This is a genomic window from Acetobacterium malicum subsp. dehalogenans DSM 11527, from assembly GCF_000472665.1.
Lineage (GTDB): Bacteria > Bacillota > Clostridia > Eubacteriales > Eubacteriaceae > Acetobacterium > Acetobacterium malicum.
On sequence record NZ_AXAC01000007.1, the window covers coordinates 125,411 to 139,411 of the forward strand.

Annotated in this window: 17 protein-coding genes, 1 pseudogene and 1 riboswitch; of the genes and pseudogenes, 3 read left to right on the forward strand and 15 right to left on the reverse strand. The window is 43.9% G+C overall.

The genetic code is table 11. The annotated features are described in order from the left end of the window. Window positions 1-6 precede the first annotated feature (6 nt). The 10 genes from A3KS_RS22310 to A3KS_RS0104355 all read right to left on the reverse strand — a co-directional run bounded on the left by A3KS_RS22310 (window position 7) and on the right by A3KS_RS0104355 (window position 7,425). On the reverse strand, window positions 7-1,356 hold the full coding sequence (locus tag A3KS_RS22310) for an FMN-binding protein (protein WP_051355646.1): 1,350 nt from the start codon (window positions 1,354-1,356) through the stop codon (window positions 7-9). A gap of 38 nt (window positions 1,357-1,394) precedes the next feature. Then, a complete protein-coding gene (locus tag A3KS_RS0104315) occupies window positions 1,395-1,904 on the reverse strand; it encodes a molybdopterin-binding protein (RefSeq protein ID WP_026393882.1) in 510 nt (169 codons plus the stop codon). 67 nt (window positions 1,905-1,971) lie between these two features. Beyond that, window positions 1,972-2,709: an energy-coupling factor transporter transmembrane component T family protein gene (locus A3KS_RS0104320; RefSeq protein WP_026393883.1), complete on the reverse strand. Its 738-nt coding sequence runs from the start codon at window positions 2,707-2,709 to the stop codon at window positions 1,972-1,974. Next, the gene (locus A3KS_RS0104325; protein WP_026393884.1) at window positions 2,696-3,376 is read right to left on the reverse strand and encodes an energy-coupling factor ABC transporter ATP-binding protein; all 681 of its coding nucleotides are present in this window, start codon (window positions 3,374-3,376) and stop codon (window positions 2,696-2,698) included. Before A3KS_RS0104325 ends, A3KS_RS0104320 begins: the two co-directional genes overlap by 14 nt. 39 nt (window positions 3,377-3,415) lie before the next feature. Further along, window positions 3,416-4,099 (reverse strand): energy-coupling factor ABC transporter ATP-binding protein, encoded by a 684-nt coding sequence (locus A3KS_RS0104330; RefSeq protein WP_026393885.1) that lies wholly within the window; start codon window positions 4,097-4,099, stop codon window positions 3,416-3,418. A 65-nt stretch (window positions 4,100-4,164) separates the two neighbouring features. After that, entirely contained in the window at window positions 4,165-4,797 is a 633-nt protein-coding gene (locus tag A3KS_RS19975) for an ECF transporter S component (protein ID WP_242834735.1), read from the reverse strand. Next, the gene (locus A3KS_RS0104340; protein WP_026393886.1) at window positions 4,790-5,479 is read right to left on the reverse strand and encodes an RIO1 family regulatory kinase/ATPase domain-containing protein; all 690 of its coding nucleotides are present in this window, start codon (window positions 5,477-5,479) and stop codon (window positions 4,790-4,792) included. Before A3KS_RS0104340 ends, A3KS_RS19975 begins: the two co-directional genes overlap by 8 nt. Beyond that, window positions 5,469-6,230: a molybdopterin-guanine dinucleotide biosynthesis protein MobB gene (locus A3KS_RS0104345; RefSeq protein WP_026393887.1), complete on the reverse strand. Its 762-nt coding sequence runs from the start codon at window positions 6,228-6,230 to the stop codon at window positions 5,469-5,471. Before A3KS_RS0104345 ends, A3KS_RS0104340 begins: the two co-directional genes overlap by 11 nt. Window positions 6,231-6,264: 34 nt before the next feature. Continuing rightward, a complete protein-coding gene (locus A3KS_RS0104350; protein ID WP_026393888.1) occupies window positions 6,265-6,825 on the reverse strand; it encodes a hypothetical protein in 561 nt (186 codons plus the stop codon). A gap of 90 nt (window positions 6,826-6,915) precedes the next feature. Next, complete coding sequence (locus A3KS_RS0104355; RefSeq protein ID WP_026393889.1) at window positions 6,916-7,425, reverse strand: molybdopterin-binding protein; 510 nt, start codon at window positions 7,423-7,425, stop codon at window positions 6,916-6,918. Between the two features lie 127 nt (window positions 7,426-7,552). Continuing rightward, window positions 7,553-7,675: riboswitch (molybdenum cofactor riboswitch) on the reverse strand. A gap of 187 nt (window positions 7,676-7,862) precedes the next feature. On the opposite strand from A3KS_RS0104355, the gene A3KS_RS23420 reads away from it, so the two are divergent. Further along, a complete protein-coding gene (locus A3KS_RS23420) occupies window positions 7,863-8,126 on the forward strand; it encodes a hypothetical protein (RefSeq protein ID WP_156913197.1) in 264 nt (87 codons plus the stop codon). Beyond that, window positions 8,075-9,343: a carbohydrate-binding domain-containing protein gene (locus A3KS_RS22315; protein WP_051355647.1), complete on the forward strand. Its 1,269-nt coding sequence runs from the start codon at window positions 8,075-8,077 to the stop codon at window positions 9,341-9,343. Before A3KS_RS23420 ends, A3KS_RS22315 begins: the two co-directional genes overlap by 52 nt. A gap of 60 nt (window positions 9,344-9,403) precedes the next feature. Here the strand turns inward: A3KS_RS22315 and A3KS_RS0104370 are convergent, their stop codons facing one another. The 3 genes from A3KS_RS0104370 to A3KS_RS0104380 all read right to left on the reverse strand — a co-directional run bounded on the left by A3KS_RS0104370 (window position 9,404) and on the right by A3KS_RS0104380 (window position 11,767). Then, entirely contained in the window at window positions 9,404-10,447 is a 1,044-nt protein-coding gene (locus A3KS_RS0104370; RefSeq protein ID WP_026393890.1) for a DUF4349 domain-containing protein, read from the reverse strand. A gap of 124 nt (window positions 10,448-10,571) precedes the next feature. Beyond that, window positions 10,572-11,237: a hypothetical protein gene (locus A3KS_RS0104375; RefSeq protein WP_026393891.1), complete on the reverse strand. Its 666-nt coding sequence runs from the start codon at window positions 11,235-11,237 to the stop codon at window positions 10,572-10,574. After that, window positions 11,234-11,767: a flavodoxin family protein gene (locus tag A3KS_RS0104380; RefSeq protein WP_026393892.1), complete on the reverse strand. Its 534-nt coding sequence runs from the start codon at window positions 11,765-11,767 to the stop codon at window positions 11,234-11,236. The genes A3KS_RS0104375 and A3KS_RS0104380 overlap by 4 nt, the downstream gene beginning before the upstream one ends. Before the next feature lie 268 nt (window positions 11,768-12,035). On the opposite strand from A3KS_RS0104380, the gene A3KS_RS0104390 reads away from it, so the two are divergent. Then, window positions 12,036-12,683 carry a TetR/AcrR family transcriptional regulator gene (locus tag A3KS_RS0104390; RefSeq protein WP_026393893.1) on the forward strand — a complete coding sequence of 216 codons (648 nt, stop codon included), beginning with the start codon at window positions 12,036-12,038 and terminating at the stop codon, window positions 12,681-12,683. A gap of 66 nt (window positions 12,684-12,749) precedes the next feature. Here the strand turns inward: A3KS_RS0104390 and A3KS_RS0104395 are convergent, their stop codons facing one another. Further along, a complete protein-coding gene (locus A3KS_RS0104395; protein ID WP_026393894.1) occupies window positions 12,750-13,730 on the reverse strand; it encodes a uroporphyrinogen decarboxylase family protein in 981 nt (326 codons plus the stop codon). Between the two features lie 46 nt (window positions 13,731-13,776). Then, window positions 13,777-14,001: pseudogene (locus A3KS_RS23710) on the reverse strand (methyltetrahydrofolate cobalamin methyltransferase); the annotation flags it as partial.

Sequence of the window (14,001 nt, forward strand, 5' to 3'; positions counted from 1 at the left end):
TTTCACCTACACAACCGCTTTAATGAAGAGCAATCCTTTCACCGAAACAGCATCTGGCCCTTCAAACACACCATCAACACCACCGTCAGAAAGCGTTAAAAGCCCCTTCTTTAGCTCTTCCAGGGAAATTTCCGTTTCGTTCCCATCGGAACCCGTCAGCTTGTATCTGGCTGCTTCCCTGATTTTCAGCTCCTGGAATATTTTGTCGATGGCTACTCCGGATTTTCCATTCATGGTGGTGGTGCCATATTTTTCCTGTGCTTTTGAAACACTCAAAATCAGATCTTTTCCCAGCTTATTATAAAGCATATCCTTCATCCGCATCCCTTCTGGAAGATCGGGACCAATAAACATTGGCGCATTCTCGCCGGTAATTTTAATATACTGGTTTTTATAAAGATCATAATTTTCGGTTCGCGCCCAGCCATCCATTCCGGCCACATCCACTGTCTCAGTTTTTGTAGCGCCGGTTTTTTCTAATAGCTGACTGGTTGGAACAGCCTGATCAATGGCATCATAATACTTGTAGGTTTCCGGTGTACACATCAAAACTGCCGTTTCCAGCATGGCTAGATTTTCAGTTTCGACCTGGGTCACAGCCCCCTTAATCTCGATTTTATTAAGGAATTTCACCCAATACATCGCCCGTTCCTCCGGCACCACCGTCCGCAAATCACAGGCGGCACCGTTAACTTCATAGGCAATGATCACATCCCGAATCGCCAATACATCCCGGGGAATTTCGATGGCGTAACCATCCGTGGCATTTAATACAATGGCGTCATAGTTTTTTTGCGATTCCCCATATTGCGCCAGAATATCTTCCAGTTTGACTCCTTTTCCGGAGGTGGGCGTTTGTGTTCCACTGGCATCAATTGAAATCGCTTCGAATGTCACGGGCGTCATGGCCTTGATTTCATCGCCGGTGATGATTTTTTCATCAGTCAGACCGGTAATCAGCACTTCCTGACTGTCGGTTTTTTTTGCTACCGATGTGAAGCCCAATTTTTCGGGATCAGCACCGGCATCCGTTACGCATTGCGCCACCGCACCGACGATACCGCGACTGGTCAGAGTCGCTCCAGAAACTGCATCAACGTCCAGCCGTTGTTTTGCGATGATACTTTCCGGCATCCCCTCGACCGCTTTGGTTGCGTAGTCCAGATCATCCTTGTAAGAAACCACTTGAACCGATTCAATTTTATTTTCCGAAAAGGTCACCTCCACCTTGATGGGACCATTTTTTCCTTGCGCCGACCCTACATAGCTGCCTGCTTCATAGCTGACGCCATTGGTACAACCGGCTAACATCACCATCATCAGGCCGGTTAGAACCCCTAAATAACCTCTTTTCATCTTTCCCTCACTTTCTTCTTATCACATGAATCCGTTAATCAGGAAATCTCGATTTCCTTCAGAAATTTTGTCCAGTTTTGCTTAAAACTCTCATTCTTGGCCACGATAAAAAAGCAATCCTGATTCTCAAAGGTTAAATTTTCACCATCCATTGCAAAGGTCAGAAAAAGTTTTTCCGGATCTTCCAGATCAGCTTTACTGTAGGCCTTTGAAAAACCATCCTGAGAAGTACAGGTGATCTGATTAACCGTACTTAAATCCACACCAGCTGCTGCCAGAATATCTTTTAAGAGGATTCCCAAATGTTCATTGGTTATTGGTTCTTCGCCGCTTTTTCCCTGGGTCGTTTCAAACGCCACCAGCGGAGCGGTGGACATGGTTTTCTGATCAATGATCCATTCCTGACCAGCGGCGGTGAAGACCCTGACCTGGGCAGTTCCCGAAAACTTCGGCGCACTTGCAGCAGTTTTCTGACCACCACCACTGCATCCCACCACCAGAAACATTGCCATCATTATCGCCCAAAACAGGCTGATACTCTTTTTCATTACACTCTCCTGTTGATTTTTATTTTTAAATAAGCTTGAATATTTGCTGCATTGTTTTATTGCTTCTCTAGACCATCAAAGCCGCCCACACGTAGCTGATACTCAGAAGAACTGCTGCAATCATCACCCCATAATCATATCCTTTTAGTCTGAGCACCAGGTATTCCACCCGGCTTTGATAGGCGCCGAAGGCTCTGCTTTCCATGGCAATGGCGATTTCTTCGGCGTGTTTTAATGAAGACAGAATAATAGGAGTAATCAGATAAACGTAGATTTGGGTTTTCTTACCAAAGGGGATCTTTTTGAAATCGATTCCCTTTAACTGTAGCGCTACCATAGAATCCTGAAATTCTTCGGTGAAGATGGGAATAAACCGCAACGACAACGCCGTCATAAAGGCGATTTTATAGGGCACCTTCCACTGAATCAGCCCTTGTATGGTCTCCCGGTAGTTTGACGTCGACATAATAACCCCAGAAGTCAGAATGACCAGCATCCGGACAAATGTTTTAATCCCCATCTCAAGCCCTTTTTCGGTCAGCAGCGGGATTCCAAACACTTCAAAAAGCACTTTTGGACCGGGTGTAAAAATACTCTGGACAATCGAGAGGGTCAAGAGCAAGATCAAAATCCGTTGGTACCGCCTGATCAGCGCCAATAACTGCACCCCCATCAGTAGCGCGCAGGCAATTGAAATGATACCGATCCCCACAACAAAAGCCAAATTCTCTACCACCAGTACCATCGAGGTCAGACAAAGGACCAGCACTATTTTTGTTCGCGGATCGATCTTAGCAGCCATCATCCACAACCTTTCCATTTTCAAGTCTGATAATGCGATTGGCATGATGCTCAATAAATTGAAGATCGTGGGAAATCACAGCCAGACCAATGCCTTCCCGAGCCAGTTCTTCCATCAATTGATACAGCGCTTTTTTGCGATCCCGATCCAGCCCCGTAGCGGGTTCATCCAGAATTAGAAATCCGGGCTCCTGCGCCAGAGTTGCCGCCAGCACCAGGCGCTGTTTTTCGCCCCGGCTCAGCCGCATCGGCACCCGTTCTTTGAGATGGCTCAGCTCAAACCGCCCCAGCAGTGCCGCGGCCTTTTCCTGCGCCAACGTTTTGTTCATTCCCTTAATTTCCAGCGGAAAGATGATTTCATCCCGAACATTCGCAGCAAAAAGCTGACGATCCGGGTTTTGAAAAGCATAACCAATCTTAGACCCACGCTCACACAGCTTCAAGTTCTTTCCGTCGACGCCGTCGATTACGATATTTCCTGAATCTGGCATCAGAATACCCATGATAATTTTTCCCAGAGTGGTTTTTCCTGATCCATTTTCACCGGTGATCCCGACAATTTCGCCCCGGTTCAGTGACATATTGATATCCCTTAATGCAAATCTGCTACGGGGATAGCCATAGGATATTCCCGTGAGTTTGATATAGCTCTCCATTCTGGCTCCATTCATTGTTTCTCACTTTATTTTTTGCCTTCAGATACTAAATCACTATAAGTTGCCTTCATAGGGAATCAGACGGCCATGCTTCAGTACTAGGATACGATCGGCAAGATCCATATTTTCAAAATCATGTTCCACCATGATGATCGATTTCCCCGCTTCTCTTAATCGCCCCATGACCGCTTTGATCAACTCCCGGCCCCTGTTATCGATCTGGGACAAGGCTTCATCAAACAGCAGTACCTGTGGTTCCATACTAAGGACTGAAGCCAGGGCAATCAGTTGCTTTTGACCACCGGAAAGATTATTGGGGGAATCAAACCGGTAATCCTCCATTCCCACTATTTTTAGCATCGCTGCAATCCGTTCTCCGATAATCTCTCGTTTGATACAAAGATTTTCAGGGCCAAAGGCAACCTCCGCTTCAATGGTGGGCGAAAACAGTTGATTATCAGGCTCCTGAAATACAATTCCCACCGTTTCGGCTAGTCTGGACGTTTGCATTTTAAAAATAGATTCACCAAACACAGCTACCTCGCCCTGTACTCTGCCTCGGATGGTTTGGGGAATGATTCCAGCTAAGATATGACACAGCGTGCTTTTGCCGCAGCCAGAATGACCAGCGACAGCCAGTATTTCATTTTTTTTCAGACTCAGATCCAGTCCATGGAGGATATTGACCTCACTGCCAGGATAACGAAAATAAAGATCTCGCACTTCTATGGGATTCATTTCGGCCTCCAGTTTTACTGCTGGTTATTTTTTGAATAGTAACTGACTTCTTTTGTACTTGTGGCTTATTCATGGTTTGTCTTTTCCGCTGGATCGACTAATCCGGGATCACCACTGCAGCGGATGTCGATTTCCTCCATCTCTTCCGGCTCATTGAAAGACCCTAAGCGGTTGACCTGATTGGCAATGGCGTAAGCCAGCAGTCCTCCCAGTCCGCCTGATAAGGCCGACAAACTCAAAGTCAGCAGCAGCGGGATCAACGGCAAGCGGAAGAAGACAAAATTAACACCAAAGCTGCCCAGTACATTGGCCACCACCCCGGCACTAAAGCAACCCCCTTTGGTGTATTTGTATTTTCCAATTAAAAAATAAAGAATTTCCACGCCGATACCTGGCATTAAATAGGTAAGCATGCTCATGATGCCATGGGAACCCATGGTACCGGTGACGGTGACCAGAATCGCCTGAACCAGACAAACCAGAAAGGCCGCTCCGGTTTTTTTTACCAGCAACGCCCCCAAAACGATAAACAGCATATAGATGCCCCCGGAAATGGACCCCCCGGGGATAAAAAAAGGGCCGGTGATAATATGTACCAGCGGTACCAGGACAACCTTTACCGCAATCCCCAAAGCTGCCATCATGGCAATCGTGACCAGATCAAATAGGGTTAGTTTTTCAAACTTCTTTTCAAACAAGCTTAGCCCTCCTTTCATTTATACGCGCAAGCTCTCTTTCTTTTTCCTGCCGGACTTCATCCATGTTCACCTTGATTTCATTATTGAGGTAGTCTTCCAATTCCCGGATCAAAGCTTTTTTCCACTCGGTAAAGACCGGTTTGTAGGTCAGGATAAAGGCCAGCAGTCGGCCATAATCAACCACCGGCTTAAGCTTACTGAAATCTTCATAATCAATAGCATAAACCAGATTATCCCTAACGATGAAATTTCTGAGATTGATATCATAAAAAGTCAGACCGGTTTTTTGATGCAATTGATCAAGCCAGTCAATCGTTTTTTTGAACAACTCGGTGATCTCATTGTCCCGGTTGACAGGGCCTGAAAATAAGTCCGGTTCACAAACTTCTGCTATTTCCAGTTTTTCACAAAGCGTCATTCCGCCAAGATATTCGTATAATAGGACACGGTCAAACTGGCCCAAACATTCGGGGACGCTAAACGCCATTTCATGAAGCAGGTTTAACATTGACAGTTCTTTTTTTAGCGCTACTGCTTCTGTAAATGTTTTTTCAATCAGCCGGATCACCTGCTGACCCGCTGATATCTCGATCAGCTGAACCCGGTTTTTTTTGCTTTTAAATTGTCTGAGTACCTGGTAGTTTCCAGTTTGATAGTATTTTTGAATGGTCTCACTCATCATCTTCGGGTCTGCCAAGGTGTATTTTTATATCGGCACCTTTTTCATATCCTTCCAGTTCCGAAACGACACTGAGCACCACATTTTGAATCAGTTTTTGAACAAAGGGAACCATCACGACCTTTTGCTCATTGATTTTCAGCGTCACCCCGTCATCTTTGAGGGGACAATCCGCTCTTTTTACCTCGTTGGCGACAATCTGCCGGCAAAACCCTGCACAATCAGTGCCACATAAACCACAGCATTTTTCTGAAAAACCGGGCAAAAGATCAAACGCATACTGCTGAACCAGATCAACCAGACGATCAGGTTCCTGTAAGCAGTGAACCACTGCTTTTCCCCGATAGTTACTGCACTGGTCTGCGATAACTCCGGAAAATGCGAACACCGTGTCATCCAACCGCTCTTCAAGACCCTCATAATCATGGCCGGTGACAATTTTGGGAATGGCCGGATCGTCAACACCCTCCAATATCACATAATCATGATCATAGTGAGCCAGCAGCTTTCGAAGTGGCAGTTTTGCCTGGTAAAGAATATCTGTTTCTGCCATTCCCAACGCCGTTACCAGTTGTGCCCCCGCCTGTTTATGGCGATCTGTGTTCGTTCCCGGTTGATCCATGGCAAAAGCTTCATAATGAATTTCCTTAACCGATCCCACCGAGTACCCTCTTCTTCGCAAACCGCTGATAATAGTTTCAATGACCGTTGTTTTTCCCGAATGCGTCAATCCCCGTACCGATATTACCTTCATCACTACACCTCATCTTCGTATGGTAACAGTCTTTTTACTCAAAATAAATTTCACTTAGATATTTGCAATTTCGCAAACTGAAGGTCTCACCCGTTATGACAATTTCCATCGGGCCTGTTCCACCCTGGGTTTTATCGGTGTTTTCGACGCCGTTGCGTTCATAGACAAGATAAACCCCATCGCCATCCAATTCGGCAATCGTCCCGGGGGAGGCATAACCGTCAATCGCTTTGTAAGTTACTGTTTGATACTGGCGATAATCAAAATCAATGGTCTTTAATACATCTTTTAGCAATACCCCACCAAAGACGATCTCTTCCTTACCTTTACTGGTATTTAAACCTTCATCCGTGAGTACCTTTGGCAGCGCTTTGACCGCTTCCAGATCAAACTGAGCGACCATTTCATCATTGACGATAATTTTAACCGTTTCCCGGCCCAGCGCCGCCAACCGTTCTTCCGTCTGCGTTTTATTAATCGTGATCAGAAGCACTGATGAAAGGGTTAAGAATAGAATTACCAGCGGCAGAATCCATCGTTTGAGACTTTTCAAGTGGTTGACAATGCGATCTTTTCCAAGTTCTTGTCTGCTCATCTTCATAGCTCTCCTTAACTATTGAATTGCCGATTTATTCCCAAACCAAAATAAAGCAGGCAAAGATAACTTTGCCCACTTAAGTCTTTATTATTTAACAACACTCATTTTACTGATGTTCTGAACCCAGGCACTAGAACCTAAACTGCCAGCAACTACACTGACCAGTTCTTCACCATCTAATGAAACGGTCAGCAGCGAATCTTCTGCCTCAACTGTCGCTTTGTCATAGGCCTTAGAATAGCCGTCTGATGCTGCCATTGTGATGCTGGTAAAGTCGGTGATGCCCAATTGTTTAGCGACATCCTTTAAAGCATAACCTTGAAAAACACCACCCGTTTCTGATCCATCTTTTTTAGTCATTTTAATGGTTTTTTCTACCAGTGGCAAGGCTGCCAGATCTGCCTGAGTCAGCTGGGTTTTTCCATTAACCCCTTCTAGAGTGATACTGAATTGCGCAACCGTCTCCTGACTCTGGGTTGTCGTTTCCGTTTTGGAAGCGTTTTCTTCTTTGCCTGAATTTGCTGCTGGCGCACTGCAACCAAGCAGACCAACCCCCAAGACCATCACCAATGCCAGTGTTAACAACTTCTTTTTCATTTTCTCCTCCTGAGCTTTCTTTTTTAACGGAAGACTGCGAAATTCAGGATTCCCAAACAAAAATAAAAAATTCAAATTCTGCAAAAAAAAGAAGGCTCAGCAAAGCTAAACCCACAAAAAACTCCATGCAAACATGATTTTCTTACTTTTCCAATGTGGGAGGCCCTGTCGTTTCCTGCAGAACCCTAACGTCTTAACCTCCATGACATGTTCATGTTTTAGGAAGATAAGATCAGTAAGCAATTTCATTCCGTATTTGATTATTTTCATTATATTTTTTTAGCCTTTAATTGTCAACTTCTATTTGCAAATGGCACCAATAAATTTTCAGTTGCCACTCACTATCTCTTCACATAACGCTCACCTCTCCGGGATATGATAGTAAAATGAAAAGAAACAAGCCCTCTGGCTGGTTCTTCATAAATTTGGAGGTAATTATGAAAAAATCCACCCTATCCATGATCTCAGCAATGACTATCCTATCGTTGAGCTTCTCAACCAGTGTTTTTGCTGCGTCCGATCAAACGACCACGATCAGCACCACCACTACAACCGCAGTTTCAAATAGTATCGGCGTCGAGTACCGGGGCCATATTCAGAATACTGGAGACTACCCCTGGACAACACCTGGATTCAAGGCCCCACCGAATTGGGTACCGAAGGTCAAAGTCTGCGTCTGGAGGGCTTCTGGATTGAATTAACAGGAACCGTACCAGAAAATGCCCACATTGAATATCAGGTCCATGTTCAAAATGAAGGCTGGATGGACTGGGTATCGGACGGTGAGTTTGCTGGAACCAGAGATAAAAGCCAACGAATCGAAGCCATCAGAATTCGCCTGGTGGATGATGACGGCAATGCCATGTCCGGATATTCTGTTGAGTACCGGGGCCACATTCAGGATCAGGGCGACACCGATTGGGTCGCCGACGGTGCCGAACTGGGAACGACGGGTTTGAGCCGGCGACTGGAAGCTTTGGAAATACAGATTCTGCAAACTGGCACAGATAACGGTGATTCAGACGGTGCTGATTCCGGCAGTAGCGACTCTGATGATGAAAGTAGCGAGGATACCGATGATTCAACCTCTTCCTCAGCGGCCATCGCTTCGCCGACTTCGACGATTGTCGTCGATAAAGAATTCTCAAACCGTGAACAGGACAGCAGTTATGACCTAAGCACTGCCACCCAGGCAGTTTTTAACGGAACTGATATCCAGGTAACCGGAACCGGAGCTACTGCCGGTAATGGCATTCTTACCATTACCAAAGAAGGAACCTACGTGGTTACCGGTAATCTCACCGAAGGTCAGATCCGGGTGGAAACCGCAGATGCCGAAAAAGTGCAGCTTGTCTTAAACGGCGTCACTATCCACAATAGCAACAGCGCACCGATTTATCTTAAGAGTGCTGACAAGGTATTTATCACCCTGGCCGATGGAACGACCAATACCTTGACTGATGGGACTGAATATATTCAGACCGACGACAACACCGTAGATGCCGTCATTTTCAGCAAGGCCGATTTAGCTATCAATGGCTCTGGCACATTGAATATCACAGCCCATTATAAGCACGGTATTGTCTCCAAAGATGACCTGGTTATTACTGATGGTATCTTTGATATCGAATCGGTAAAAGCTGGATTTAACGGCAAGGATGCACTTAAAATAAAAGACGGCATTTTTAACATCAGCTCATCGGCGGGTAAAGGCCTGACTTCAAAACACGACAGCGACACCACCAAGGGCTATGTTTATATTGCTGGTGGGACCTTTAACATTGCCAATTGTACCGAAGGTATTGAAGGCACCGCCATTGTCACCAGTAACGGTAATACTGGAACCGGCGGTCCTGGCGGAACGCGACCCGATCCCGGAACCACCCCACCAACACCACCTACGGGAACAGCAGTCTGATCGTGATAATTAGCTGCTAACCAAAAGATGCCCGCTACAGCCGGCATCTTTTTCCTTTAATCAGTTTTCACCATCCGTTTTTTCGTCTTCCTTTTTGTTCGGTTCGATTTGTCTGCGATGGTTCTTTTTATCTTTAACTTTCTTTCTGATCTTAATAAATATAAAGAACCCTAATCCGGCTATGACCGCAAATGGTATCAGTCTAAAAATTAAAACAACCAGAAATGCGATGATATATAGAATCAAATTGATCGAGGTTACAAAGCCTTCTCCGATTTTTGCGAATATTTCTGAGAAAGGTGAATTGACGGCAGTTGAGGATAACCGCTTTTCGTATAAGGAAACATAAATTGTTGAGTAGGCCATTTCGATATCCCAATTTTTAATGGTGCTCGTGAGGCTGTCAATTTCTGTTCGAACCCGGTTTAATTCACTTTCAATGGCCAGCATATCGGTAACATTGGTCGCCTGTTTTAAGTATTCCAACAGCCGCCCCTCTTCAATTTTCAGGTTGTTGAGTTGCGCCTGAACATCCTGATACTGTTGAGAAATGTTGGTGCTGCTGACATTGGCACTGATGGGGCTGCCCCATGTCTGGATCTGCGTCATCGCTTCTGAAAATTTTGCTGAAGGTACACGAAGGGTAAGATAACCGGAATTAGCCTGGACACCCGCCTGTTCCGAGGCATAGTTTGAGCCAGAATCCTGAACAAATCCTCCAATTTCCACGGCATAGCTACTGATTTTTGCAAAGGTGTTTTGATAATCTTCCGTATTCAGGCTGATATTTCCTGAATAAATAATTTTAGATGTATCAAAGGGGACATTGGCATTTGCCGTAGCCTCAGGTGTCGGCACAGCATTTGTGGTCTCCCCGCTTGCCTGATCTGTGACCATGGATTCATCCGTTGCCGTTTTACTATTTTCCTGGGTTGCTCCACTAAAACAACCCCCTGTAACGATCATGACCAAACAGCATAAAACTATGGCCATCCCCCACAACCAATTTTTTTTAGCTTTGAAAAGTTGGGGCTTTTCGTGTCGTAAATTTTCTGATGTTTTTTTTGTAGATCCCAGGTTTTGATTCAAATTTTCCAGGTCCATGAATCCACCTCCTAAATTTTTTTCAAGCTGATGTTCTTATTTTATCTTTTTACCCTTATTTCAGAAAAAGATGCATCGTGGCAGGTTTTGTTGTCCGCCTGCCAAGCTTTACTTCTTCAGGTTGTCAGTAATTAATACCGGTATTATCATAGGGGCTTTTTACCTGATCACCAATGCCTTTTCCCCGTCGCTCTTTGTCAATTTTGCGATTCATCATTTTTGCCATTAAATAATAAACCATTCCAGGCATTTTTAACTGGGCCTGATGATATAGTTCTGACGATGAGTTTTCCTGCTTTGCCACATTTTCCAGAAAGTATTGAAATCCACGCTCAGCTTTTTTTCCATTCAAGAGCTTGTCCAAGGGCTGCCCATTTAGCATTGCCCCCATTCCGATCACAAATCCCCCTTTAAAACTGAGATCATTCTCTCCGGCAAATAATTCCAGCATTTTCAAACCTGATTCATGGGTATGAACATAGGGCATGCCCCCCTGTATAATGCCATAAAGATCTTGTCCATGCAAGACGTCGCGGTTTTTTTCCAGCTCTTCCAAAAGGTAAACCGTGTCTGCCGGATAAGTATTAATATAACAGGGCCCAACCATAATGATTGACTGGACTTCATTAATAGCCGCCAAAAGCGGACTCAGGTTTTTCAAGTTTGGATATAAATGCAGGATTTCCACCTGATAATCCCGGACAGACAAAAATTCTCTGCAACGATTGGCCAGCATCATGCTTGTCCCTTTTTTTCGGGGACTTAGATTAATAATAACCACTTTTTTCATTGATTTAAATCCTCCACTGCCGAGTCAAGAAAGACACTGATGTTGCTAGCATCAACCAGATGCACGCGACCCTTGATATTCATTATTTTGATGTTTTCCGCAACCAGATTTTCAAAAGCACTTTTTTCATCGTTCTGCCATTGGTCCTTAACACCAATCGCTACAAACGTATGAACCCGACCAATCTTTCCTTTGACAAGCTCTCCATTTTTGTAATAATAATGCCGATCTCCAATAACAGCACATTTATCAAAGACACGTTTCGTTTTAAATGAATAACTTCCCCACTTAACCGGAGTAACCATGACCAATACATCGGTTCGCATCAATTTTGGTAAAATAATATCGCCATCATCGCGATGGATACACTGTCCATAGGTTTTATCAGTACAGCCGCCGCAACTATAACAGGGTCCTACATTCATATCTGTTAAGGAAATAAACTCAGTCGCTATTTTCCGCTCTCTTAATTTTTTATCCAGTCTTTCGCCAACTTCTTGTCTGGTGTGATCTGATAATATGGTAATCATAATCGTCCTCTTTTCTCCATTATTTTCCGATATAGTACATCCAAAACTTACGCTTCTATAAAAGGTAATATATTACATATTCTTCATATTGTCAACTGAATCTGATATCAGATTTTAAAAAACCGCCGCATTTGTTCGATGTTTTGTGCCAGAATTAAAATCATAAAATTATTATTTTTTATAATTTTATGATTTTTAAGATTTAAATCCAGGCGGAAATATGATAGGATATAAACAGATCTAATCAATAAAACTCAAGGAGCGCACAATGTACGAAAAAGGTATCCAGACAAGAAACCATCTTTATGAAATTTCAAAAAAGTGCTTTTATGAACATGGTTATGAAAATACCAAGATAAAAGATATTGTAACCGCAGCTGATACACCCATTGGTCTTTTTACCTATTATTTCAAAACAAAAGATAACATTGTCCACGAAATATATTCAGATTATTATCAGCAAATTGGCAAGTGTCTGAACGCATTATCAATCGATGGATTTGAAAATTCCATCCTGCACCATGCAGCATTGAGTTATATCTATTTTGATCTGATTCTCAACAATGAAAACAATCGACGCTTTTACTATGAAATTCTCAAAAAAGCATCAAACTATCGAATTGCTGGCGACTTTATCCGCAACACTTACCTTGGTTATATTCAAGAGTACAATCTGGTTGTCAGTGAAAGAGAATTCGATAACTTCCTTTTCATCGATTTTGGTGGACGTCGGGAGTATTTTCTGAATTATTTTGAAAAGCCGCTGGATGATTCCATCGACGAATTGGTTTTTTTGCTCAACGGGATTCTTCCCCGCTTACTTGGCATTGATCAACATGCTGTCACCACCCTTCTTTACAAGGGTATTCGTATCGCCAAAACCATTGACTGCCATCAAATCAAATTTCTTTATTAATAACTATTTTAATCTCAAAAGGAGGTTTCAGCCCAGATTAACAACTGGCTAAAACCTCCTTTTAAATTAAAACATTTCTTTCGTCATTCTATCAATTTCTTCATCCGTTGCTTCATAGACACCAGGGAATGAACTGACATTCAATCCCTGACTGGCACCAGGTATGAAATACAATTTTCCACATCGACGACAGGCCGTTTCCACTTTTTCAGCAATATTTTCCTGAGTCCAGCCCGGGAAATCAATGACGCCGCTGTCAATATCGCCCATGAATGTAATTTTTCCGCCATATTGCTTGATAAGTTCAGGGACGTTATTGGTGGTCATAACTCCCTGCCAGATATCAATTCCCATTTCAATCATTGACGGGACCAGGTTGGCTGCATAGCTGTCGCTGTGATGAATGATCAGTTCGACACCATTATCCTTATAATACCCGTAGATTTTCTTGTAAGCCGGTTCAAAGAACTCTTTAAACATTGCCGGTGAAATGAAGGAGTTAATCTGGCTACCCCAGTCATCATGATGAAAAAGGGCATCCGGGTGGAGATGATCAATAAACTCTTTTGCCAGTTTGAGTTCGAAATCGACAATATAATCAATGAGTTCATGCATCGCTTCCGGCTCTTCGTAAAATGCCATTAATGCTTCTTCCATACTCATCAGATAATGGACTTGTTCAAAGATCCCCGGGGCTACAAAAACGGTGACATATTGATCATTGCGGTCAACTGCATTGGCTTCAGCAATAGCAGTCGCCCATTTTTCAGCTGGTTGTTCTACGGAAGGCGCTTTTACATAGTCCTGCCATTTTGTAATATCTTTAATCACGATATGTTCTTCGTCATGCACGGGGAAAGCGCCGAGCTGGCCTTCTGGCCAGCGGATGGTGACGCCCCATTCATTGACAATTTCACCGCCTATTGGTGGCTTGATTCGGGTAATTGGTGTTTTCATCATCATTGCGAAAGCTTCATATTGTTTGACAAAGCGATCCGGATTTCCACCCTTCATAACTTCCACAAGATTTTGTCTTTTCGTTAACATTTTAATATCTCCTTCCTGAATCTTAGTGTTTTCCGTTCATCGTCAACTATTTTTTCTGCCCAAAAATGCCCTCCCGGTAAGCGCCAATATATTCCATACAGTAGTCGTCTTCGCCCAGCAACGCTTCAGTGGCAAAGATGATGCCCATCAGATCACCGTTGGTTGGATCGAGAATGGCACTGTCCAGACCGGCATTCATCGCCAGGACGGTAAAGCCCATGTTGACCATTTTTCGGGCCGGCAGGTTAAAGGAAATATTGCTGACCGCGCC